At 46.5% G+C, this 24,124-nt stretch carries 23 protein-coding genes and 1 pseudogene; 14 read left to right on the top strand and 10 right to left on the bottom strand.

Annotated features, from left to right (window positions below):
• Nucleotides 1-11: 11 nt before the first annotated feature.
• From lepA to FTU55_RS07885, 3 genes are all read right to left on the bottom strand, one after another.
• Nucleotides 12-1,829 carry a translation elongation factor 4 gene (lepA, locus tag FTU55_RS07895; RefSeq protein ID WP_005176673.1) on the bottom strand — a complete coding sequence of 606 codons (1,818 nt, stop codon included), beginning with the start codon at nucleotides 1,827-1,829 and terminating at the stop codon, nucleotides 12-14.
• Nucleotides 1,830-2,003: 174 nt separating this feature from the next.
• Nucleotides 2,004-2,465 (bottom strand): thioesterase family protein, encoded by a 462-nt coding sequence (locus tag FTU55_RS07890; protein ID WP_005176672.1) that lies wholly within the window; start codon nucleotides 2,463-2,465, stop codon nucleotides 2,004-2,006.
• A 116-nt stretch (nucleotides 2,466-2,581) separates the two neighbouring features.
• A complete protein-coding gene (locus tag FTU55_RS07885) occupies nucleotides 2,582-3,967 on the bottom strand; it encodes a Do family serine endopeptidase (RefSeq protein ID WP_104469870.1) in 1,386 nt (461 codons plus the stop codon).
• 228 nt (nucleotides 3,968-4,195) lie between these two features.
• Between FTU55_RS07885 and nadB the strand changes: the two genes are divergently transcribed.
• Nucleotides 4,196-5,842 (top strand): L-aspartate oxidase, encoded by a 1,647-nt coding sequence (gene nadB, locus FTU55_RS07880; RefSeq protein WP_005176669.1) that lies wholly within the window; start codon nucleotides 4,196-4,198, stop codon nucleotides 5,840-5,842.
• A gap of 105 nt (nucleotides 5,843-5,947) precedes the next feature.
• Here the strand turns inward: nadB and mtlD are convergent, their stop codons facing one another.
• The 5 genes from mtlD to pabC form a co-directional block, all read right to left on the bottom strand.
• Entirely contained in the window at nucleotides 5,948-8,092 is a 2,145-nt protein-coding gene (gene mtlD, locus FTU55_RS07875) for a bifunctional mannitol-1-phosphate dehydrogenase/phosphatase (RefSeq protein WP_180046705.1), read from the bottom strand.
• 368 nt (nucleotides 8,093-8,460) lie between these two features.
• A complete protein-coding gene (locus tag FTU55_RS07870; protein WP_005176662.1) occupies nucleotides 8,461-8,880 on the bottom strand; it encodes a PaaI family thioesterase in 420 nt (139 codons plus the stop codon).
• A gap of 61 nt (nucleotides 8,881-8,941) precedes the next feature.
• Complete coding sequence (tmk, locus tag FTU55_RS07865; protein ID WP_005176660.1) at nucleotides 8,942-9,553, bottom strand: dTMP kinase; 612 nt, start codon at nucleotides 9,551-9,553, stop codon at nucleotides 8,942-8,944.
• Nucleotides 9,554-9,555: 2 nt separating this feature from the next.
• Nucleotides 9,556-10,614, bottom strand: coding sequence for an endolytic transglycosylase MltG (mltG, locus tag FTU55_RS07860; protein WP_180046703.1), 1,059 nt, complete (start codon nucleotides 10,612-10,614; stop codon nucleotides 9,556-9,558).
• A gap of 1 nt (nucleotide 10,615) precedes the next feature.
• Entirely contained in the window at nucleotides 10,616-11,428 is an 813-nt protein-coding gene (pabC, locus tag FTU55_RS07855) for an aminodeoxychorismate lyase (protein ID WP_180046702.1), read from the bottom strand.
• Between the two features lie 161 nt (nucleotides 11,429-11,589).
• Between pabC and FTU55_RS07850 the strand changes: the two genes are divergently transcribed.
• From FTU55_RS07850 to FTU55_RS07820, 7 genes are all read left to right on the top strand, one after another.
• Nucleotides 11,590-12,600 carry a sulfate ABC transporter substrate-binding protein gene (locus FTU55_RS07850; RefSeq protein WP_180046701.1) on the top strand — a complete coding sequence of 337 codons (1,011 nt, stop codon included), beginning with the start codon at nucleotides 11,590-11,592 and terminating at the stop codon, nucleotides 12,598-12,600.
• Between the two features lie 47 nt (nucleotides 12,601-12,647).
• On the top strand, nucleotides 12,648-13,253 hold the full coding sequence (locus FTU55_RS07845; protein ID WP_163145967.1) for an alpha/beta hydrolase: 606 nt from the start codon (nucleotides 12,648-12,650) through the stop codon (nucleotides 13,251-13,253).
• A gap of 83 nt (nucleotides 13,254-13,336) precedes the next feature.
• The gene (gene cysT, locus FTU55_RS07840; protein ID WP_005176654.1) at nucleotides 13,337-14,170 is read left to right on the top strand and encodes a sulfate ABC transporter permease subunit CysT; all 834 of its coding nucleotides are present in this window, start codon (nucleotides 13,337-13,339) and stop codon (nucleotides 14,168-14,170) included.
• On the top strand, nucleotides 14,167-15,060 hold the full coding sequence (gene cysW, locus FTU55_RS07835; protein ID WP_075167788.1) for a sulfate ABC transporter permease subunit CysW: 894 nt from the start codon (nucleotides 14,167-14,169) through the stop codon (nucleotides 15,058-15,060). Before cysT ends, cysW begins: the two co-directional genes overlap by 4 nt.
• 11 nt (nucleotides 15,061-15,071) lie before the next feature.
• On the top strand, nucleotides 15,072-16,133 hold the full coding sequence (locus FTU55_RS07830; RefSeq protein WP_005176652.1) for a sulfate/molybdate ABC transporter ATP-binding protein: 1,062 nt from the start codon (nucleotides 15,072-15,074) through the stop codon (nucleotides 16,131-16,133).
• Between the two features lie 54 nt (nucleotides 16,134-16,187).
• Nucleotides 16,188-17,111: a CysB family HTH-type transcriptional regulator gene (locus tag FTU55_RS07825; RefSeq protein ID WP_075167787.1), complete on the top strand. Its 924-nt coding sequence runs from the start codon at nucleotides 16,188-16,190 to the stop codon at nucleotides 17,109-17,111.
• A gap of 273 nt (nucleotides 17,112-17,384) precedes the next feature.
• Nucleotides 17,385-18,599 (top strand): OmpP1/FadL family transporter, encoded by a 1,215-nt coding sequence (locus FTU55_RS07820; RefSeq protein WP_180046699.1) that lies wholly within the window; start codon nucleotides 17,385-17,387, stop codon nucleotides 18,597-18,599.
• Nucleotides 18,600-18,656: 57 nt separating this feature from the next.
• Here the strand turns inward: FTU55_RS07820 and carO are convergent, their stop codons facing one another.
• The gene (gene carO, locus FTU55_RS07815) at nucleotides 18,657-19,388 is read right to left on the bottom strand and encodes an ornithine uptake porin CarO (protein ID WP_180036439.1); all 732 of its coding nucleotides are present in this window, start codon (nucleotides 19,386-19,388) and stop codon (nucleotides 18,657-18,659) included.
• Between the two features lie 305 nt (nucleotides 19,389-19,693).
• On the opposite strand from carO, the gene dapD reads away from it, so the two are divergent.
• From dapD to FTU55_RS07790, 5 genes are all read left to right on the top strand, one after another.
• Nucleotides 19,694-20,515, top strand: a complete 822-nt coding sequence (gene dapD / locus FTU55_RS07810) for a 2,3,4,5-tetrahydropyridine-2,6-dicarboxylate N-succinyltransferase (RefSeq protein ID WP_180046697.1) — start codon at nucleotides 19,694-19,696, stop codon at nucleotides 20,513-20,515.
• 95 nt (nucleotides 20,516-20,610) lie between these two features.
• Entirely contained in the window at nucleotides 20,611-21,321 is a 711-nt protein-coding gene (gene queE, locus FTU55_RS07805; protein WP_075167785.1) for a 7-carboxy-7-deazaguanine synthase QueE, read from the top strand.
• 98 nt (nucleotides 21,322-21,419) lie between these two features.
• The gene (queC, locus tag FTU55_RS07800) at nucleotides 21,420-22,088 is read left to right on the top strand and encodes a 7-cyano-7-deazaguanine synthase QueC (protein ID WP_005176642.1); all 669 of its coding nucleotides are present in this window, start codon (nucleotides 21,420-21,422) and stop codon (nucleotides 22,086-22,088) included.
• A gap of 16 nt (nucleotides 22,089-22,104) precedes the next feature.
• Nucleotides 22,105-22,518: a hypothetical protein gene (locus tag FTU55_RS07795; protein ID WP_005176638.1), complete on the top strand. Its 414-nt coding sequence runs from the start codon at nucleotides 22,105-22,107 to the stop codon at nucleotides 22,516-22,518.
• A 156-nt stretch (nucleotides 22,519-22,674) separates the two neighbouring features.
• A complete protein-coding gene (locus tag FTU55_RS07790; protein WP_005176635.1) occupies nucleotides 22,675-23,136 on the top strand; it encodes a peroxiredoxin in 462 nt (153 codons plus the stop codon).
• Nucleotides 23,137-23,183: 47 nt separating this feature from the next.
• Here the strand turns inward: FTU55_RS07790 and FTU55_RS07785 are convergent, their stop codons facing one another.
• Nucleotides 23,184-23,786, bottom strand: coding sequence for a LysE/ArgO family amino acid transporter (locus FTU55_RS07785; RefSeq protein ID WP_168391089.1), 603 nt, complete (start codon nucleotides 23,784-23,786; stop codon nucleotides 23,184-23,186).
• A gap of 100 nt (nucleotides 23,787-23,886) precedes the next feature.
• Here FTU55_RS07785 and FTU55_RS07780 point away from each other — a divergent pair.
• Nucleotides 23,887-23,997 (top strand): annotated as a pseudogene (locus FTU55_RS07780) (LysR family transcriptional regulator); the annotation flags it as partial.
• Between the last annotated feature and the right edge of the window lie 127 nt (nucleotides 23,998-24,124).

Here is a 24,124-nt window from a genome sequence, read left to right as displayed (position 1 = left end):
TTCTAATCTTATTAGCGTTCGACTTTTAATACAGCTAAGAACGCTTCTTGTGGGATTTCAACGCTACCCACTTGCTTCATACGTTTCTTACCTTCTTTCTGCTTGGCCAGCAGTTTCTTCTTACGCGACACGTCACCGCCATAACATTTGGCCAATACGTTCTTACGCATGGCTTTTACCGTTGAACGGGCAATGATTTGCGCACCAATGGCCGCCTGAATTGCGACATCAAACATCTGACGTGGAATCAGGTCTTTCATTTTTTCAACCAGTGCAATACCACGATGACGGGCATCCTGACGGTGACAGATCATTGCCAGCGCATCGACTTTTTCACCGTTAATCAAGACATCGACTTTCACCAGCGATGAACTTTCAAAACGCACGAAGTTGTAATCTAGTGATGCAAAACCACGTGAGCAGGATTTCAATTTATCAAAGAAATCCATCACCACTTCGGCCATTGGAATTTCAAAGGTAATGGATACCTGATTACTCATGAATTTCATGTCTTTTTGCACACCACGACGCTCGATACACAAGGTCATGACGTTACCCAAGTATTCTTGCGGCACCAGAATGTGACATTCGGCAATCGGTTCACGTAAGTCTTCAACGGTGGAACCGTCTGGCATTTTCGATGGACTGTCAATATATACGGTCTGGCCATTTTTCATTACGGCTTCATAAATAACCGTAGGCGCAGAAGAAATCAGGTCCAGATCGTATTCACGTTCTAAACGTTCCTGAACGATTTCCATGTGCAGCATACCAAGGAAGCCACAGCGGAAACCAAAACCGAGCGCATCTGAACTTTCCGGTTCGAAGAATAGCGCTGAGTCATTGATTTGCAGCTTTTGCAGTGCTTCACGGAACGGTTCAAAATCGCTGGCATCAATCGGGAACAGACCAGCATAGACCTGCGGTTTTACTTTTTTGAAGCCCGGTAACACTTCCACTTCTGGCGTGGTTGCCAAAGTAATGGTATCACCAACTGGTGCACCAAAAATGTCTTTAATGCCGGCAATCACGAAGCCGACTTCGCCCGCTTCCAGAATATCGGTTTCAGTATGTTTCGGATTGAAAATACCCACCGAGGTAATGATGTGCGTTTGACCGGTTGATTTCATCAACATCTTGTCGCCTTTACGCACACGTCCCTGCTTCACACGCACCAGAGACACAACGCCCAGATAGTTATCAAACCATGAGTCGACGATTAAAGCTTGCAATGGCGCATCACGATCACCGGTTGGTGCTGGAATGACATCGACCAGACGCTCTAACACACCCGCAATCCCCAGACCAGTTTTGGCTGAACAGGTCGGCGCATCGGTTGCTTCAATACCAATAATATCTTCAATTTCCTGAATCACACGTTCAGGCTCTGCTTGCGGCAGGTCAATCTTGTTCAGAATTGGTAAAACTTCCAGCCCTTGCTCAATCGCGGTATAGCAGTTGGCAACCGATTGTGCTTCTACGCCCTGGGCAGCATCAACCACCAGTAGTGCGCCTTCACACGCTGCCAGTGAACGTGAAACTTCATAAGAAAAGTCAACGTGTCCCGGGGTGTCAATGAAATTTAACTGGTATTCCTGACCATTCGGATGGGTATAGTACAAGGTCACCGAAGTCGCTTTAATGGTAATCCCACGTTCACGCTCAAGTTCCATTGAGTCCAGTACTTGCGCCTGCATTTCGCGATCCTGCAAACCGCCACAGGTCTGAATGAAACGATCCGCAAGGGTCGACTTGCCATGATCGATATGTGCAATGATCGAGAAGTTACGAATGTTTTTAATATCAACAGATTTTTTAGCTTGCGCCATGGGCTACCTTAAAAAATAACGCGCTATGCAAACCAGATTCAGTGCACAGCAAAAGCCGAATAGAAATTGCGAAGGATTATAGCAGATGGATTTTTTAAAGTATCCAAAATAATGCAAAGCTTTTCGGCCCGGCCGGTTTTAGATCATCCGATACAAACCGGCCAGTGACGATGCTTATGCCGGCTGTGGCGGATACTGGTTAAAATCCATCGGATTCAGATCGGCTGGAATAGGCTGATACGCCTGGGAAAAACTTGGCGACATGCGTTTTGGACGGCCGCTGTCTATTTCCACACAAGCCCATTTGGTCTGCGCGACAAACAGCACGCTCTGGTCCTGCGGACGATAAAACACATACTGGCGAAACAAGTACAGCGCATTAATTTCACTGAGCCAGGTTCTTAAAATCAGCTCTTCACCGGCAAATGCTGCCTTGCGATACTGCACATGATGCTCTACCGCCACCATGGCATGTTTCATTTCCAGAAACTGCGCCATGCCCAGGCCTAAGGTTTCAATATGGGCGCTGGCCACATCCTGCATCCACTGCACATAAACCACGTTGTTGACATGGCCCAGACTGTCAATATGCTCGGGTTGAACCTGAAGTTTTAAATCAAAAAATGTACTGCTCATGCTCTGTTACTGTACTGGTGCATCGGGTATTTAGGCCCCTAGTCTACTGTAAATTGGCCCCGGATAAATTGAAAAATAAAAAACCACAGCAGGCTGTGGTTTTTAACTGGCTCAGATCAGGAAATTCGCATGCCGACAATAGCACGTTGTCCCTGACGGATTAAGGTCACACGCGCCACGCTGCCCTTTTTCAGCTGCGAAACCGCCTGAACAAAGCTGTTGCTGTCGGTGACTGGGCTATTGTTCAGCTGTACGATGACATCACCCGGTAAAATTCGCGACTGCGCTGCAATACTGCCCGGACGGACTTCCTGAATCAGCACGCCGCCTTTAATTTCCAGCTGACGCATTTCTGCTGCTGACAGGTTCCGGATTGCGACCCCAAGTACCGGGCCTTTATTCTGGCTTGGCGTAACATTGCTCTTGGCCGGGGTGTCATCCGGTGCAGTACTTAAAGTAGCCGAGATATTCCGGCGACGGTCATCGCGTAAAACTTCCAGCTGGATGGTCTGTTTAGGTGCAGTACGGTTCAGATAATTGAGTAATTCGCTGGTGCGCGAAATTGGGGTACCGTTGTATTTTAAGATCACATCACCGGCACGCAAGCCGGCTTTGGAGGCTGGAGAATCCGGTGCCACCTGGGTAATTAAGGACCCTTCCGGTTTATCCAGTCGATACGATTCTGCCAGCGTCCGGTCAATATCCTGCAGGCTCACACCTAAATAGGAACGGGTGACTTTACCATGCTGTTTTAACTGGTCTGCCACTTCCATGGCGACATCAATCGGAATCGAGAAAGACAGGCCCATATAGCCGCCCGTTCCACTAAAGATGCGCGAGTTGACCCCAACCACTTCACCGCGCTGGTTAAATAGCGGTCCACCCGAGTTACCCGGGTTTAAGGCAACGTCAGTCTGAATAAACGGTACCGAGGTTTCCCCCATCATGTTACGCATTTTGGCGCTGACAATACCGGCAGAGGCGGAATAGTCAAAACCGAATGGTGAACCAATCGCCAGCACCGGCTCACCAACTTTCAGGCGATCAACATTACCGGTACGCAGTTCAGGGAAATTGCTGCCAGATACTTTCAGCAAGGCCACATCAGTCCGTTCATCACTGCCGACCACGGTGGCATCAATTTCACGGCGATCATTCAGGACAATGGTGACTTTGGAGGCATTTTCAATCACATGGTGGTTAGTGAGCAGGTAGCCATCTTTGCTAATAAAGAAGGCACTGCCATAACCGGTTTTTTCTTGTGGTGCCTGACGCTGCGGAATCACCACCCCATCGCCAAAGAAACGGCGTAACAGTTCCGGAACCTGTTGTTGTAACAGCTCTTCCTGGCTTAAACGTTTGACCACATTGACACTGACAACACCGGGGCTGACCTGTTCAACCAGGTTGGAAAAATCTACTGAAGTAGAGGCCTGTGCTTGAACAGATGCCATAGTGAACACAGCTGCATAGAGACCCTTCTGTAAGTAGCGATTATTCATATATAGCATTCACTCAATTTGTTTATAAAAATGTGATGTTCTGTTTTTAACATAACGCTTTTTAAGATTTCGTAATAATATGTTCAATTCCTCAACAGGATACAAGTGCTTATGCCATTTTTTATAAAATGGAGTTTTATTGCTTTTTCTCATCATTAATAAGCATCTTGACCCTTGCCTTTTGTTTTAAAAAGCGTTGTCATTACCAGACTTTTTTCAAATTAGCTGATGGACATGTCTAATTTACATGCAACTCATCATTTTGATGTGATCATTGTGGGTAGTGGCGGCGCAGGTTTAAGTCTGGCACTGTCATTACCAGCTCATTTTAAAATTGCCGTGCTGGCCAAGTCGGCCCTGACTGATGCCAGCACCTTTTATGCCCAAGGTGGGGTCGCAGCCGTACTGGATGAAACCGACTCTATTCAACAGCATATAGATGATACAATGATTGCAGGCGCGCATTTATGTGAACTGAATGCCGTGCAGCAAACTGTAGAGGGCGGTAAACCTTCGGTCGATTTCCTGCTTGAACATGGCGTTCAATTTACCCTCGATGAACAGGAACAACTGCATTTAACCCGTGAAGGCGGCCACTCCCAGCGCCGGATCATTCACGCGGCAGATGCCACGGGACGTGCCATTTCAACGACACTGGTCCAGCGGGCCAGAGAAAAACAGAATATCCAGATTTTTGAAAACTTTGTTGCCATTGACCTGATTACCACACAGAAACTCGGTCAAACCGGTGACAATCGTGCATTGGGCCTGTATGCCCTGGATGAAAACACCGACCAGATTGATACCTTCCTGGCGCCCTTTACCGCCCTAGCCTGCGGCGGTGCCATGAAAGCCTATCTGTACACCTCTAACCCGGATATTGCCACCGGTGACGGGATTGCCATGGCCTACCGCGCCGGTTGCCGCGTCGCCAATATGGAATTTAACCAGTTCCATCCGACCTGCTTATACCATCCGCAAGCCCGTTCCTTCTTGATTACCGAAGCCATGCGTGGCGAAGGCGCCTATTTACGCCTGCCAGATGGGGAACGCTTTATGCTACGTTTCGATGAGCGTGCCGAACTGGCGCCACGTGATATTGTGGCACGTGCGATTGACTTTGAAATCAAGCGTCTGGGGATTCGTCATGTCTGGCTAGACATCACCCATAAACCGGCCGAATTTGTTAAAGAACACTTCCCGACCCTGTATGCGCGTTTACTGGAACTGGGCATCGACATCACCAAAGACATGATTCCGGTGGTCCCGGCGGCGCATTATACCTGTGGCGGTGTAGTGGTTGATGAACACAGCCAGACCGATATTGCCGGCCTGTATGCCATTGGTGAAACGTCTTATACCGGCCTGCACGGTGCGAATCGTATGGCCAGTAACTCACTTTTAGAATGTTTTGTATATGGCATGAGTGCCGCTGAACACATTCAGGCTGAATTCAAGCCCGATTATCAATCACCAAATGTGCCGGCCTGGGATGATTCTCAAGTGACCCATCCCGATGAAGATGTGGTAATTCTACAAAACTGGGATGAACTGCGCGCCACCATGTGGAACTATGTCGGGATTGTCCGCACCACCAAGCGTTTACAACGTGCCCTGCACCGTATTGAAATGCTGAAACGTGAAATTACCGAGTATTATCAGGACTACAAAGTCAGTAAAAACCTGATTGAACTGCGTAATCTGGTGCTGGTTTCAGAAATGATTGTGCGCTGTGCCATGCAGCGTAAAGAATCGCGTGGCCTGCATTACACCCTGGATTATCCAGAACTGGCAGATGAGCTGCGTAAAACTGTCCTCACGCCGCCAAACTTCCAGGTAGAAACGCCATTGGTGAATGAGGATGTGCCGGCTTAAAACGCTTATGCCATCTTCAGTTCTGAAAGATAAAAAACCGAATCGCAGGATGTGATTCGGTTTTTTATTGGGATCAGCCAAAAATGGTTTCAGCCGGATGGTTCCTCAAGTTGAAGCATATTGCGCTGCACTCGAGGTTGGCTTTAATAATGGCAACTGCTCAGGTTCTAGCACTCCGGACAGCAATTGCGGCAGATAGGTCTGCACATAATTACGTAAAGTCAGTGCCACTTGTGCCGAGAAATGTGGCTGCTGCAATTGTGTCTGTAAATGTGCCAAAGCCTGCGCCTCGGTCAGCTGATGGGTTTGCACCGCATAGACATAGCCCAATAAAGCACCTTGTGCCAAAAACTGATACGGCAACCCAGCCTGGGCATTGCTAGCAATTGAACCTAACACCCGCTCGGACGCACTGAGCTTGCGTAGCGGATCACGCGCCACCCGTGCACATGGGTCTTTATAGGCATGGACACAGGAGTTTGCAAAACTTTGTGCCAGTGCATGCAGGTCGTGTTGCCGGTGTGGTAACACCACCGCCAGTCCCTGCTGAACCTGCTGTAACAACTGCTGCATGAACTGTTCAATCTGCGGGTCGGCCAGAGCCACACCAATGGTTTGATGACCACGCAGGCTGGCATACCAGGCAAGCATGGCATGCACCCCGTTCCAGAGCCGGTTTTTAATCAGCTGGATTTCACTGATGTCTTCGACAAGAATCATCTGCCGCATTTTTTGCAGTAACGGACTGGCATTTTCCACATAAATCGGCATGTCGATTTCTGCATTAAACAGAATAAGATCCATGGTCTGTAGAATATGACTCGGCTGGAAATTACGGCGCAAATCTTCCACATACAGACTGGCCTGACGTTCCTGCTCCGGCTGCAAACGGGTGTTATCCTCAATTTCAACCGGCTCGGCTTCATCTTCTGTCTGCGACTGCTTGAAGATGTTGTATTTAATCCGTAGCTGGCGGTACAGGTTCTGGTCAGTCAGTTTGGATACCATACGGTTGACCACGGTATCGCAGAAATAATGCTGCGCTAAAATGGCTTGTGCGGTCTGCACATCACTTAAGGCCACCAGGGCTTTACGGATATGCTCCAGCAATAACTGCTTGGCACCGACTTTATTTAAAATAATCAGCACGGTTAAAGGCGCAGCCGGCTGGTCCTGATGGGCCAGATAACGTGCATACAGGCCTTGCGCAATCACCTCAGCTTCGCTGCTCAGCGCTTTTTCTGGCAGACATAAGGCAATCAAGCTGGATTCGATATACATCTCCTGCATGTGCTGCAGGTTATCTGCATCAATAATGCTCATGTTTTCAATACGCTCATCATAGGACATTTGTCCATAACGAATGCAATAGGTGCCAAAAGCATTCACCGCAGAGCGATACAGCTGGTTACGGGTAGAGGCATAAATCCGTTTCGGACGGGTATAACCATCCCAATGCGATAACACCTGTGCCAGATAACCGCCGCCAATCGCACCAAAGCCATGGATTCCGACGGTTAGCTGGTTCAAGGTTTGTGGAAAAGCTTCCTGCAGACTAGGCATCCCCAAGGCCGGAATATACAGGTTTAAATCTTCCAGATAATCTTCCATGCTTTCATAGTAGTAATGCGCCTTAGACAGCATCTGTTCATTTGGTGCTTTAATGTCCCGCAGCAGCACGGTAATGCCCTGCGCTGCATAGGCCGAGGTCACACCATTGTCTGAATCTTCAAACATGAAACAGTCACTGGCGGAGAGATTCAGCTTTTGCGCAGCGGTCAGGAAAATTTCCGGATGCGGTTTGCCACGTTGGACTTCATCTCCGCACACCAGTACATCAAAAAATTTATAGACATTGGCATTAATTAAATATTCTTCGGCAATGGCACGGCGACTGGACGTCGCCACTGCCATGCGCAGCCCGGATTTACGCAAGCGCTCCAGCACCTGTAGCAAACCGGTTTTAATCGGCACGCCAAACTGACGCACACTTTCCAGTTCCAGCTCATCGGCACGCTGGCGAATTTCGGTATAGGGAATATCTTCACCATATTCAGCCTGTGCCAGCTGTTTGGCACTCCGCGCACTCAAGCCCAGACAACCCATTAAATAGTCATCGCTGAACTCGACTCCAATCAATTCCCGAGATGCCTGTTTCAAGGTTTGAAACCGTAAACGCTCAGTATCAAACATTGTGCCATCCATATCGAAAATTGCGCCCTGGATCATTTTATTTTTAAATTTAAGCATTTCCCCCCTCATTTGATCATTTTTCAACAGGCCTAGAGCCTAGAGCAATTTTTGAGGGAACAACACCTTAGACAAAGAATGAAATATTTAAGGTTAAAAATTAACCACTTGATTGGAGTAAGATTTAAGATATGTAACTTTGAGTAATTAATAAGTAACATCATGTAAATCAATAAAGCGATTTTGCTGAAATATAAGGATAAGTTTTAAATAATTCGGAGGGTGCTTTTCGGCGAATTAAATAGGCTTCAAAAAATAAAAAGCTGGAAGCATCAGATTGGCGAAGAAACTGAAGCAAGCAAAATTAAGACGAGTAAGAAAAGGATAAAATCAAGCGAGCCAGATCAAAAGAACAAGTGACCTGAGAATCAAGCCACTTGGGGTGGAATTGAATAGGTTCCGGTCACATGCGCCACCGGTTCCTCCTGCCCGACTGAATAAATCCAGACTTCACCCACGGCCAGACTTTTACCCAGTTTCATGAGCCGGCATTCCGCCCGCAGGTTTTTTCCACCAGCGGGTTTGCGTAAAAAATTGATATTCAGGTTGGTGGTGACCGCCAACCCGACAATCCCAATCTGGCCCAGAATGGCTACATATAAAGCCAGATCTGCAGCCGTCATCATGGTCGGACCAGAGATCGTGCCGCCCGGACGTAATTCACTTTCCCCAACCCGATAGGTCAAGCAGGCACCCATTGGCGTGACCGCATCAATCTCGCATTTTTCCAGACTCTGGGGAAATTCTTGTTGTAAAAATTCAATAATTTCAGCACGGTTACTTTTCATTGTGATCAAAAAATCCTCTATCATCACGCTACTATAGAAGATTTTTAGTCTTGACCCAAATTTAAGCAGCAACTGTCTGTAAATATTTGAGCGCCTCGGCAAAGACCAGATCCGGACTTTGGGTGGCATCTAAACGTTTAATCCGTTCTGGTTCTGCCTGCCACAACTCCTGATAACCAGCACGCACCTTTTCAAAAAAGGTGACTTTTTCCTGTTCAAAACGGTCCAGCGCACCACGTTCACGCGCACGGGACATGCCCAGTTCAATCGGTGCATCCAGCCAGAAAGTCAGAGCCGGCATGTGCGAAACAAAATTCTGGTTCAGCAATTGCAACTTTTCCCGGCTTAGGCCACGCCCAGCACACTGATAGGCAAAGCTGGCATCAGTAAAGCGGTCACAGAGTACCGTTTTGCCAGCTGCCAGTGCAGGCAGAATCACCTGCGCCAGATGCTGGGCGCGCGCTGCGTACATCAGCAGTAATTCAGTATCATTACACATCTGCTCGTCATGATTGACTGAAAGCAGCAGACTGCGAATCTGCTCGGCCATCGGGGTGCCACCCGGTTCACGGGTTAGCACTACTTCACTGCCTTGAGCCTGCAAATGTTCATAAATACGACGGATGAGCGTGGTTTTACCTACCCCTTCGGTGCCTTCAAAGCTAATAAACATGCTCACTCCTTGTTCTTCGCACGAATGACCGCCAGATATTCCTGAACTGCGCGGTTATGATCTTGCAGATTGGTACTGAATTTATGTCCGCCATCACCGGTGGCGACAAAATAAAGATTGTCGGAATCATCCGGATGCATTGCTGCTTCAATCGCGCGTTTGCTTGGCAGTGCAATTGGTGTTGGCGGCAAACCATAGATGGTATAGGTATTGTACGGGGTTGGGGTACGTAAATCCTTACGGGTAATATTGCCCTGATATTTGTCGCCCATTCCATAAATGACGGTTGGGTCAGTTTGTAAACGCATGCCTATCTTTAAACGGCGCACAAATACGCCAGAGACCTGACGCAGTTCGCTATCGACATGGGTTTCTTTTTCAATAATCGACGCCATCACCAGCGCTTCATATTTATTCTTGTACGGTAAATCTGCTGCACGGTTGGCCCAGGCTTCATCCAGTGCTTTCATCTGACGCTGATATAAATCGGTCAGAATTTTACGATCCGATTCGCCCTTGGCAAAGAAATAGGTATCTGGCGCAAACAGGCCTTCTGGATGCTCAAACGGAATATTCAGCGCTTTTAATAATTGATCGGTCGGAAGATGGCTGACTTCTTTAGTCACCAGTTCATCCTTTTGCAGACGCTGTACCAACTGTTTAAAGGTGGTGCCTTCAATGACCAGAATCCGGTTCATCTGCGCATTTTCCGCATTGGAGATCATTTCCATGACTTCACGGATGCTCATGCCCTGCTGGATTTCATAAACCCCGGCTTTCATCGAATCATGAATCATGATTTTCTGATACAGCTTCAGAATAATCGGGAAACTGACCTGATCATTTCTTTCCAGACGATCAATAAAACCGGAATAGGTATCGCCATCGCTAATGGCCAGTAATTCTTTCTGGCCTTTTACCGGATAGTCTTTAAACAGGCTGGACCAGAGCATCACCACGACAATGAGGAGTGCGCTCAATAACAGGGTTAAAATGCCTTTAATCGGCAATGGGGAACGAGGCTTGTTTTTCTTTTTCGTTTTAGAGCGGGATGAAGACATATTAATGCATCTGATTCAATTGAAGACGATTAAACAGTTCAATACAGGCTTGAACATCTAAAGGGCGCGCATCGAGCTGGGTCACGATTTTCATCGGACTGAGCGCATTACAGAAAAACAGACTCTGGAACTGCGCGATTTCTTCCATATCGACATAACGCTGGCGACAGGAAATGCCGTGCTGCTGCATGCGGGCCAGAATTTCAGCCCGCATCACGCCGTGGACGCCATTATAGCGAAGTTCCGGTGTAATCCATTCATTGTTTATAAGAATAAAACAATTACTGCTCACCCCTTCAACAACCGAGCCTTGCACATCAGTCACCAAAGCTTCTGGCCAGCCCTGCGCATCGGCTTCTTTTTTCAGTATCACCTGTTCTAAACGGTTCAGGCTTTTAATACCGACCAGCTGCGGCATACTCAGTCCCATCGCTTGTTTCAACACACCACTGGCGATTTTTTCATAGTGGAAATCATCCACTGCTTTAGGATAAAAAAAGACCCAGACATCAGCCTCTTGTGCGGGCAGGCTATAACCGCGCTGTCCATCTCCCCGACTAATGATGATTTTTAAGGTGCCGTTAACCTGCGGATAGCGCTGCTGCAGCTGTTGAATCGACTGCTGGATAAACGCCAGATTGGCATGTAAATACAAACGCTCACAGCCGCGTTGTAGCCGCAGCAGATGTAAGGCCTCCAGTTCAATCTGGCCATTGCGGATGCGCGCGGTGCTAAAGCAGCCATCGCCATAATGAAAGGCACGGTCCAGCACTGAAACGGCCGATATTTCCTCAGCATTCTTAAAACATTGCATACAACAAGTATCCATTTGAGCTGGCTTTAGTGTAAGAATGGAAGATCTATTTATATTTCTTTTTTATTCATATAAAATTCATTTTTTATTATTTTTTTAGGAATAAGACTAGCGCTATTCTTGCCTCATGTTACAAAACAGCGAAAAATTTGAGGTTAGTCATGAGTTTTACAAAATTAAAAATTGGGGTACTGGCCGCATTAATTTCGGCATCCTCCTTTGGTGTTGCTGCAAAAGATTTTCTGAACGTGTCGTATGACCCGACCCGTGAATTATATGATGATGTGAATAAACAGTTTGGCAAATACTGGGAAAGCCAGACCGGACAAAAAATTAATTTTAAACAGTCACATGGCGGTTCAGGCAAACAGGCCCGTGCCGTAATTGATGGCCTGATTGCCGATGTGGTGACGCTGGCTTTGGCTGCCGATATTGATGTAATTGCGGAAAAAGCCAAACTGTTTCCGGCAGACTGGCAAAAGAAATTACCACATAACTCGACGCCTTATACCTCGACCATTGTATTTTTAGTGCGTAAAGGTAATCCGAAAGGGATTCAGGACTGGGGCGATCTGGTCAAGCCGGGTGTGGGCATTATTACCCCGAACCCGAAAACCTCAGGCGGTGCACGCTGGAACTATCTGGCCGCCTGGGCTTGGGCTAAACATCAGCCGGGTGGCAATGATCAAACTGCACAGGAATTTGTCCGTAAAATTTATAAAAACACCAAAGTTCTGGATTCAGGCGCCCGCGGTTCAACCACCACGTTTGCCGAGCGTGGCATTGGTGATGTACTGCTGGCCTGGGAAAATGAAGCGCACTTAGCCATTCGTGAGCAGCCGGGTAAATTTGAAATTATTACCCCAAGCCTATCGGTACTGGCAGAACCGCCGGTGGCCATTGTTGAGAAAAATGCCGAAAAACACGGCAACAAATATTTGGCCCAAGGCTATTTAAACTTCCTGTATTCCCCACTCGGACAGGATTTAGCCGGCAAACATTATTATCGTCCTCGTAGCGAAGCAGCATTAAAGAAATACAGCCAGGTGTTTAAACCATTAAAGCTGGTCACGGTGGATCAGGAATTTGGGGGTTGGGCCAAAGTCCAGTCTGCACATTTTGAAAATGGCGGCATTTTCGACCAGATCGTAAAAGCCAATAGCGCGAAATAATTCAGCTATAGCATCAGCAACTGTAGGGTAAGCAAAGGAGCATCGGCATGATTCATACCGTAATTGTTCCGGGCGTGGGTGGCAGTGAATATGGCCACTGGCAATCCTGGTTACAACGACAACTCATGTCCTGCTCCCGCGTCGAGCAGCAGGACTGGAATGCCCCGGTACTCGAAACTTGGGTAGAACAGTTCCGAAGCACCGTGGCGGCTATTGATGCACCGCTGCAAATTGTGGCGCATAGCTTTGGCTGCCTGACTACCGTAGCCGCTCTGGCGCAATACCCGGCGCTGCAACGCAAGGTCAAGAATCTGGTACTGGTGGCGCCGGCCAACCCGGGCCGTTTTGGTGAAGCCGGTTTTGCCCGTGACAGCCAGCATGACTATCAGGATTATTTTCATCAGCTGCAAGTGCAGGTTCCGGCCAGCATGCTAATCAGTGAAAATGATCCCTGGTTAAATGCCGAACATGCACTGGAACTGGCGCAGTCCTGGCAATTAGAGCCAGTGAGCTTGGGCCATGTCGGGCATATTAATGTCGCCTCTGGTTTTGGTCCTTTTCCTGAACTCTGGAACTACCTGATTTCAGAAAAGGCTATGCAGCATATCAGTATTACTGATGACAGCAAGTATTTATTTAAATTTGCAATTTAACCCTCGCAAATTATGCTTGTGCCGAAATTTATTTATTTTTCGCTGGCTGATTTCAGCCCGCATTCTCTCTTTGAGGAGTAATCATGTCGCAGCGGTCCCGAGTGCTGCCAGGATTTGGTCTTTCTCTAGGCTTTACCCTAGCGTATTTATCATTAATCGTTCTGATTCCTTTGTCTGCCGTATTTTTAAAATCGCTAGACATTGGCTGGGAAGGTTTATGGGAAATTTTAAGTTCTGAACGTATCTTAAAATCTTTGCAGTTAAGTTTTAGTGCTGCGCTGATCGCAGCACTGGTGAACGTCGTTTTTGGTTTATTGCTGGCCTGGTGTCTGGTGCGTTACCGCTTCCCGGGCAAACGCCTGATTGATGCGCTGGTCGATTTACCTTTTGCCTTACCAACCGCCGTGGCCGGTATTGCCCTGACCTCTTTATATGCACCGACCGGCTGGATTGGTCAGTATCTGGAACCTTTAGGCATTCAGGTGGCCTATACCCCAATCGGGATTACCTTGGCCCTGATCTTCATTGGTATTCCATTTGTGGTGCGTACCGTACAACCGGTACTCAGCGATTTGGAAACCGAGCTGGAAGAAGCGGCATCTGCTCTGGGCGCAAATCGTCTGCAGATTGTTACCAAAGTGATTTTCCCGATTTTACTGCCGGCATTAATTACTGGTTTTGCCCTGGCCTTTGCCCGTGGCGTGGGTGAATATGGTTCGGTAATCTTCATTGCCGGGAACCAGCCTTTTGAAACTGAAATTGCCCCGCTGATGATTATCTCCCGTTTAGAAGAATATGATTATGCCGGTGCAACCACTATTGCGGTGGTGATGCTGCTGATTTCATTCGTGATGCTGTTCCTGATTAACTTGTTACAAGCATGGGCCAGCCGTCGTACAGGGAGAACAGCCCGATGAGTTTAAATACCAACAGCAATGCTTTGGCCGACAAGCTGCAATCGCGTGATGCCACCCGTGAACCGACCTGGGTTCGCTACACCTTACTGGCCATTGCCCTGATTTTCTTCCTGAGCTGCCTGATTCTGCCATTAATTCTGGTGTTCGTTGAAGCCTTTAAACAAGGTGTGGGCGTGTATACCCAGGCGCTTGTACATCCAGATACCTTATCTGCAGTCAAACTGACCTTACTCACCGCGGCTATTGCCGTTCCACTCAATGTGGTGTTTGGGGTAGCCGCAGCCTGGTCAGTGGCCAAGTTTAACTTCCCGGGTAAATCGATTCTGACCACCATCATTGATTTGCCGTTCTCGGTCTCTCCGGTGATTGCCGGGATGATGCTGGTACTGATTTTTGGTACTCAGGGCTGGATGGGCAACTGGTTAATGGACAACGACATCAAGATTTTGTATGCCGTGCCAGCGATTGTCATTGCCACCATCTTTATTACCGTACCGTTTGTGGCACGTGAACTGATTCCACTCATGGAAGCGCAAGGCACCGAAGAAGAAGAAGCGGCCATTGTACTGGGTGCATCTGGCTGGCAGACCTTCTGGAAAGTCACCTTGCCGAATATTAAATGGGGCCTGATTTACGGTGTCATTCTGTGTAATGCCCGGGCGATGGGTGAATTTGGTGCGGTCTCAGTCGTGTCTGGACACATTCGCGGTGAAACCAATACTTTGCCCTTACACGTTGAGATTCTCTATAACGAATATACCTTCAGTGCTGCGTTTGCGGTGTCATCCCTGCTGGCCCTGCTGGCGATTGTGACCTTGATCCTGAAAACCTGGGTCGAAATCCGTCAGGAAAAGCAGGACAAACGTAATGAAGATTCAACAGTTTCTTAAGGAATGACCTCATGAGTATTCAAGTTAAAAATATTGAAAAACACTTTGGTGCATTCCATGCACTGAACAATATCTCCCTCGATTTTCCAGATGGCCAGCTGGTGGCTCTCCTAGGTCCATCGGGCTGTGGTAAAACCACCCTGCTGCGGATTATTGCCGGTTTGGAATCTGCCGATGGCGGTCAGGTGATTCTGGAAGGTCAGGATGCCACCGATGTTCACGTGCGTGAACGTCAGGTCGGTTTCGTCTTCCAGCATTATGCGCTGTTCCGTCACATGACTGTTTTTGACAACATTGCCTTTGGTTTACGTGTGCGTCCGCGTGCCACCCGTCCATCGGAAGCTGAAATAAAAAAACGCGTGACCCGTTTGCTTGATCTGGTGCAACTCGGCTTTCTGGCCGACCGTTATCCGGCACAATTGTCTGGCGGTCAGCGTCAGCGTATTGCCCTGGCGCGTGCCTTAGCCGTTGAACCACGTGTTTTGCTGTTGGATGAACCGTTTGGTGCGCTGGATGCCAAAGTGCGTAAAGAACTGCGCCGCTGGTTACGTACCTTGCATGATGAATTGCACATCACCTCTATTTTTGTTACCCATGATCAGGAAGAAGCCTTAGAAGTGGCGGACCAGATCGTGGTGATGAACAAAGGCAACATCGAGCAGATTGGTTCACCACGCGAAGTCTACGAAAAACCGGCGACGCCGTTTGTGTTTGACTTCCTGGGTCAGGCCAACCGTTTTGAAGGTCAGAACAGCAATGGCCTGATTCAGCTGGGTGAAGACCGTATTCAGCTGGCCAGCGCACAACAGGGGCCTCAGGGCGAGATCATTGCCTTTGCCCGCCCGGATGAGCTGACCATTCATGCCCAGCCACAGGACAATGCCATTCAGGCCACCTTCTTACGTGAAGTCTGGATTGCCGGTAAAGTGCTGGCAGAACTGAACGACCGTCAAGGGAACTTAATTGAAATTTCCCTCACCCCAGAAGAAGCACGCTTGCATCAGTTCCGTCCAAACCAGACCGTCTGGCTGACAGCAAGTCAATTACATTTATTTGAAAATCAAGTCGCTTAACCGCGCACCGATGGGGCATTTCAAGCCCCATCCTTTTTTGAGGGAAAAAAGGACATGAACTTCCAACAGCTCAGAATTATTCGAGAAACTGTGCGCCAGAACTTCAATTTAACCGAAGCCTCTGCGGCGCTGTACACCTCCCAGTCCGGGGTGAGCAAGCATATTAAAGACCTGGAAGATGAACTGGGTGTGCAACTGTTTATCCGTAAAGGCAAACGCCTGCTCGGTTTGACTGAACCTGGTCAGGCCCTACTCGGTATTGTTGAGCGCATGTTGGTGGATGCCGATAATATTAAACGTCTGGCCGATGATTTTAATAAAGTGGATGAAGGCACCCTAACCATTGCCACCACCCACACTCAGGCACGTTATGTACTCCCGCCGATTGTGAACCAGTTTAAAAAAGAATTTCCCAAGGTGCATCTGATTCTGCAACAGGCCAGTCCGGTTGAAATTACCGAGATGCTGCTACAAGGCGAAGCCGATATTGGTATTGCAACAGAATCCTTAACCACAGAAAGCAATCTGGCCAGTGTGCCTTACTATACTTGGCAGCACAGTATTATTACCCCGCAAAACCATCCGCTGGCCCATAAAGCCGAGATCAGCATTCAGGATTTGGCGGAATATCCGATTATTACCTATCATGGTGGTTTTACTGGCCGTTCTAAAATTGACAAAGCTTTTGAAGATGCCGGTATTGATGTTGATATCGTGATGTCTGCCCTAGATGCCGATGTCATTAAAACCTATGTCGAATTAGGCATGGGCGTCGGTGTAGTCAACAATGTAGCCTATGACCAGGAACGTGATTATCGTTTAAAGCAGATAGAAACCGATATTTTTGGCCTGAATACCACCTGGCTGGCGGTGCGTAAAGGACATTTACTACGTGGTTATGGCTATGAGTTTATTTCCCTGTGCTCACCTGAAGCCGACATTAAAGCCCTGAAAAAAGTCGCGTATCCGGAAGACTAACCCCAACAAAAAATGGAAATGGAGAGGATGGCATCAGCATCCTCTTTTTTTATATCTCTCAAGTTGATCCACTAATCAGACTAGTCCAATCCACACTTCTTAAATTTTATGCTAACGCTCATTTTGCACTACATTACAGCACCCCTAAAAAATGGGATAAAGATCACTTAAAATTGTTTATTTTTTCATCAAATTCAGTTTTAATAGCTAGATAATTTTTTAATATCAATACTTTATAAATTTATAATTTAACCAAAAATTAAAGGACGGCCAATGAAGGTCTATTTTTTCTGGGTGTCGATGAGCCTGCTTTTACCGGTTCAAGCTGTTTCTGCAGCAGCGCTGGAGCAGTCCGGACAATCCATGCATATTTTTTTCCAGCCCGATCATTATGCCGAAATCTCCCTGGTGCATTTAGAGGCCGATGTTGCAGGACAAGTCGAAAATCAGGCTGCACTGGCCGAGTTAGGAATTTATGACTATTCCACCGGCAACCTGGCACCCGATCAGCATTTTGTGCTCGGTGGTTTTAAACTGCAGCTGAATCCAGAGTTTTCCTTTGCCCTGCTTTATGATCAGCCCTTTGGTGTTAAGGTCAACTATAACTACAACCCGGATTTTTATGGTCAACCATTAGACGTCGAAGCTGCCGACATTCGCTTTAAAACAGAAAATATTAGCGCGCTTGTCGGGTATCATCCGGATACGCACTGGACTTTTTATGCAGGACTCAGTCATCAGTCTTTTCAGGGGAATCTAGAGCTTTGGGGACAAAATTATTATATTTTTCATGGCTATCAGGCCCATTTTCCTAAAGATGATGCCTGGGGTTGGCTGGCCGGGGTACGCTACCAGATTCCTGAATATGCCATGAGTGCGGCGTTCACTTATCGTTCGGCCATTCATCATCAGCTAGCGGTACAGGAACAGTCTCCACAAGGCCAATTGCAGATTGTGGCGGACCAGAATACCGCGGTTCGCACACCCGAATCACTGAATCTGGATTTACACACCGGCATCAGTGCCAATAACCTGCTCTATGCAGGTATACGCTGGGTTAACTGGAAAGATTTTTATATACAACCGACTCAATTTGGCGCCGTGATTGATGCTTACGCAACATTCGTTCCTGAAATTAAAGACTTTAAATTAATTCATTATCAGAAAGATCAATGGTCGGCCAAACTGGGCGGGTTACATCGCTGGAATGCACGCTGGATCAGTCAGTTAGAACTGGGCTGGGACTCCGGGATTGGTAATCCGGCCTCGACCCTAAATCCGGCAGATGGGCACTATAGCCTCGGCGCAGGCCAGCTCTTTTATTTTCAACCTGACAGTTTTATTGCTGCAGGGGTCTATTATTTAAAGTTTAAACAACCACATATTCAACCCAGTGATTTTGCCGGTACTCAAATTTCCAGTCTAGCCTCGCTCAATCGGGACAATCATGCCTGGGTATATGGACTAAGATTTGGCCATCATTTCTAAAGGCATAAAAAAAACGAGCCGAAGCTCGTTTTTTGGTTTAGCTCAAGCTAATAGATATTACCAATGATAACTTACACCTAGTTTCGCAACTGGCATCCATTCGTATTTGTCATCATTACGGATTTTTTGTGCTTCGGCACGTACAGATTCTGCAATTGGTTCTCCACCAACAAGGTTACCATACTCCTCTAACTCAACTGTCGGATTTCCAGTGTAGTAAGCACCAACTTCACCAAATACGCCCCAATTATTGTTAATCTTTGGAGCAAAACCTAAACCTAGATATGGCGCAATGTCATTTTCATAAGCGAGTTTGCCCTTTACACCACCCTCACCAATATAAGCAACATCATTTACATGAATAGTTCCTTGAGCATTTTTATTTCGCTTATCTAAGCCGTATTCATTGTCAATATAACCAACACCAGCAGCTACATAAACACCTTGTGCCCACTTACTTGGACTTGCACCCCAAGGACGGATCTCAGCATTTAAATAGGTCAAGTTATTGTCCATATCCATATCGTACTTAGTACCATTAATAGATAAGTCATCCGACCAAGAAATGTCACCACCGTTGTAACCCAGCGCTAAACCCACATATGGGTTAGCTGTCCACAATAAAGCGCCGCCATAACCTGTTGTACCGACTTCAGCACGGACACCTGTTGGAATGAGTTGGTTACGATCAAAGGCATAACTATCATGTATTACTGCTGTATCTGCCATTGCTGAACCTGCTGCTGTAGCAAGCACTGAAATGGCTAAAATTTTATGTAAAGATTTCATCGTAATATGCTCCTCAAAATAAAAACTTATTTTTCATGTTTCGTACTATTGTTGATAAGCTTAAATATAAAGAAGTTCCCGCACAGTTTTTATGCACATTTTGCTCATTTTTTGTTATTTTTTGATACAAATCTATGTTTCTTTTTGAAAGATAACTCTTTTTTGAGGTGAAAGTTTAAGCAGATGTTTCTTCTATTGAGCGAAAACATTTTTCTTTATTATTAATTTCGATCTTAGCGCCAATTTTCATCTAACCCGTGTTCAATTTAGTGTAAAATCTTGAAAATTTTTTTGGAAGGAAGATCATGTCTCAGCTTTCAACGATTATTGAACAAGCGTTTGAAGATCGTGCTAATTTCACCGCGGCAGACTGCCCGGCTGAAATCCGTCAGGCAGTAGAGGAAGCTATTGCTGGCTTAGATAACGGTACACTGCGTGTAGCGGAAAAAATTGACGGTGAATGGGTTGTACACCAATGGTTGAAAAAAGCCGTTTTGTTATCTTTTAAACTAAACGACAATAAACCAATTGAGTCATGTGATCTTCGTTTCTATGACAAAGTCGATACCAAATTCAAAGGCTGGACTGAAGAACAGTTTAAAGCGGCTGGCGTACGTGTAGTACCCCCTGCAGTTGCACGTAAAGGTTCGTTCCAGGCGAAAAATGTGGTGCTGATGCCATCTTATGTCAACATTGGTGCATATGTAGATGAAGGCACTATGGTAGACACTTGGGCCACTGTCGGTTCATGTGCACAAATTGGTAAAAATGTACACTTGTCTGGTGGTGTCGGTATTGGTGGTGTACTTGAGCCACTACAAGCCAATCCAACCATTATTGAAGATAACTGCTTCATCGGCGCACGTTCTGAAATCGTGGAAGGCGTGATTGTTGAAGAAGGTTCTGTGATTTCAATGGGCGTTTACATTGGTCAATCTACCAAGATTTATGACCGTGAAACTGGCGAAATCCACTACGGCCGTGTTCCTGCCGGTTCTGTAGTTGTTTCTGGTAGCCTGCCATCTAAATGTGGCACATACAACTTATATGCTGCCATTATCGTGAAAAAAGTTGACGCGCAAACACGTGCGAAAACCAGCCTGAACGATTTATTACGCGAAGACTAATTTTTCTTTAGTTTAAGCGGAGCTATCGCTCCTCATCTCTACGGTTAGCAATGATCGTAGAGATTTTTGTTTTTCTACCCGGTGGTTAATTTGTTATGAGTACGCTTCGATCTTCCGCTATTCCTGTTTCTGATCCGTCTGCGGGTTTACGCATTACGGAGATCTTCTATTCATTACAAGGCGAAGCCAATACCTCAGGGCTGCCAACTGTATTTATCCGTTTAACCGGTTGTCCGCTGCGCTGTACTTATTGCGATACTACCTATTCTTTTGAAGGTGGCGAGCGTCAGTCGCTTGAAGCAATTATTCAGACCACGCTGGACTTTAACACACCGTATGTCTGCGTGACGGGCGGTGAACCGCTGGCACAGCCGAATGCCCTGCCTCTAATGCAGCGATTAGCAGATTTAGGCTGTGAAGTGTCTCTGGAAACCAGCGGTGCTTTAGATGTATCTAAGGTAGACCCGCGTGTTTCCAAAGTTTTAGATTTAAAAACCCCAACCTCTGGGGAAGTTGCACGAAATTTGCTTTCGAATCTGGACTATTTGACTGCGCACGATCAAATCAAGTTTGTGATTTGTAACCGTGAAGATTATGAATGGTCAAAGCAGCAAGTAGAGTTATATCAACTGCATAAAAAAGTCAGTACCGTCTGGTTTTCCCCTGCCTTTGAAGTTGAAAATGGTGCCGCACGCATGCCACAACTGGCCCGTGATTTGGCCCAATGGATTTTAGAAGACCATCTCCCTGTTCGTTTTCAGCTACAGTTACACAAACTGCTGTGGAATGACGAAACTGGTCGTTAATCAGGCTGCTGTATAATTGCTCTGTTTGCAAAATTAAGCTGCGAAACGCAAGGCTTTATACACAGCTCAAATTGCTTTTTATTATTTTGGAGATTCTGATGCGCCCTCGTGCCATTGTATTGTTATCTGGTGGTTTAGACTCAACAACCTGTTTAGCGTGGGCGCAAGCGCGTTATGAATGTATCGCCCTGAGTTTTCGTTATGGCCAGCGTTCAACCACTGAACTGGACGCTGCCAAAGCCTTAACCCAGCGTGCAGGTGTAGAACATCGTGTCATTAATATTGATTTAGGTAACTTAGGTGGCTCTGCCCTGACCGATCATAATATTGAGGTACCCGAGCAGGAACAGGATGGTATTCCGGTGACTTATGTGCCAGCACGTAACACCATCTTCCTGTCTTATGCACTGGCAGCAGCGGAAGTATTTGATGCAGAAGCCATTGTTATTGGTATTAACGCGGTGGATTATTCGGGTTATCCGGACTGTCGTCCTGAGTTTATTGAGGCTTTTGCCAATATGGCGCGTCTGGCCACCAAAGTGGGCGTAGAAGGAAAACCACTCAAATTTGAAACACCTTTGTTACATTTATCCAAAGCAAATATCATTCGCTTAGGTCTTGATCATGGCGTAGACTATAGTCAAACGGTGTCTTGCTACCAGGCAGATGACCAAGGACGTGCTTGTGGAAAATGCGATAGCTGTCGTTTACGTAAACAGGGTTTCCTAGACGCAGGTGTGGCTGATCCGACACGTTATATACCGTAATGACAAGGTAGAATCTATGAAGAATTTAAAATCAAACATTATCCTTTCTGCGATTGTGTCTACTGTAGCCGTATTTGCAACATCTGCTCAGGCCAACACAGACAAATTGCAACAGGCATATAAAAGCACCAATGTAAAATCGGCGCTGATTAATGTTTGTAAAGAAGAAACTGCAAAAGGTAAAAAGTTAAGCGCTGCTGAAGTCAGCAAATACTGTACCTGTGCAGTTGAAGCCGATGGCAAGCTGACCAATGCACAAAAATGGGAAATCCAAAGTACCATTAACCAGAAGAAAAGCCCAAGTACCCTTGCTTTTGTCCAAAAACAAAACAAAGACTTACAGGCATGTTTTGGTCCTCAGTTAACCGGTAAATTAAAAACCTTAACTGAAGAAGCCATGAAAGCCGCGCAAGCGCAGCAAAAGAAATAATCATATAGTTCCTCCAGAGGCCTGCATCCATTGCAGGCTTTTTTTTACCCAGTTTGCTGCGTTCATTTTTCTCTACCGGTAATTTGTGAGAAAACGCAGGAAATTCGGTATGATAGAGGCAATTTAAAAACTGACACAATCTAAAAGGACGATATCATGAGCGACTTGAACTTACCGAATCAGACTTTTCCGACCACCACGGCGGAAATCAATCTGGCTGAACTACAGGCGGAATGGTTAATTGTGTATTTTTATCCAAAGGATTCCACTCCAGGCTGTACCACGCAGGCAGTAGATTTTTCTGGCCTGAAAGATCAGTTTGAGGCATTGGGTGCGACCATTCTTGGCGTGTCGCGTGATTCGGTGAAAGCACATCAGAACTTTACTGCCAAACAGAACCTGACGATTGATCTGATCAGTGATAAGGAAGAAGTGCTGTGCCAGCATTTTGATGTGATTAAAGAAAAAAATATGTATGGCAAAAAAGTCATGGGAATTGAGCGCTCTACCTTTATTTTCCATAACGGCCAGCTGGTCAAGGAATACCGTAAAGTCAAGGCTGCAGGACATGCCGAGCAGGTACTGGAAGATTTAAAAACCTTACAAGCCAACAGTTAAACAATTGCTGGATCGGAAAAAAGCCTGAGGTAAGCTCGGGCTTGTGATCAGGATAATGTCAGTAAAGACCAGGCAATACTCCACATCATCAAGGCAATGATGCAATCTAAAATTTGCCAGGCGCTCGGGTTTTGAAACAGCGGCAATAACCACTTTGCGCCATAGCCCAAAGCAAAAAAGAACAGCCACGATGCCGTAATTGCACCCCACATAAAATCGAGTTGCCCGGCACCGAATTGGCTTGAAATAGAACCCAACAGCAACACGGTATCTAAATAGACATGCGGATTGAGCCAGGTCAATGCCAAGCACAGCAACAATAAGGCTTTTAATGTCGGTGGCGCAGTATCTGCAAGCTGCATCGACTTTTGTCCACACCAAGCCTGATAAACGTGCTGAAGTCCATATAAAAATAAAAATGCGACGCCCAAATATTTAATCACAGTAAGCACTTGAGGATGTTGCTGCACGACATCCCCCAAACCGAATACGCCGGCCATAATTAAAATGGAATCAGATACGGCACAGCACACACAAATCCAAAAGATATGCTGCCCTTTTAATCCCTGTTTCAAGATAAAGGCATTTTGTGCACCAATCGCTGCTATCAATCCCAAACCAACCGCCATTCCCTGTACATAGGCCAACATCTTTTTTACTCCACCTGAAATGCAGCCATTATCTATTTTTTTATTTTTAAATAAGTAAAATTAAGGAAAAATAGGGATAGCTTAATTTTTCTCAATGAATATGTTGAACAGTAAACAATGTGAAGCTTTTCTGGCAGTAGCAGAAACCGGAAGTTTTGAGCTGGCCGCTGAGCGTTTATATGTAACTGCCTCAGCAATTACGCTGCGGGTGGGCTTTGTTGCACAAAGATTTGAAATGCAAAGCGCCCCTAATTGAGCCAAATTTAAGGCGTAACTTGGGTAAGTGGGCGACCTAATTCCGTAAATCTGTTAAGGACTGCTACACGTGCATGGATCTC

It is taken from the genome of Acinetobacter sp. YH12117 (assembly GCF_013418865.1).
In the GTDB taxonomy this organism is placed as follows: Bacteria; Pseudomonadota; Gammaproteobacteria; order Pseudomonadales; family Moraxellaceae; genus Acinetobacter; species Acinetobacter indicus.
Note: the sequence above shows the minus strand (reverse complement) of the source record. Positions and strands in the feature narration are given on the sequence as shown.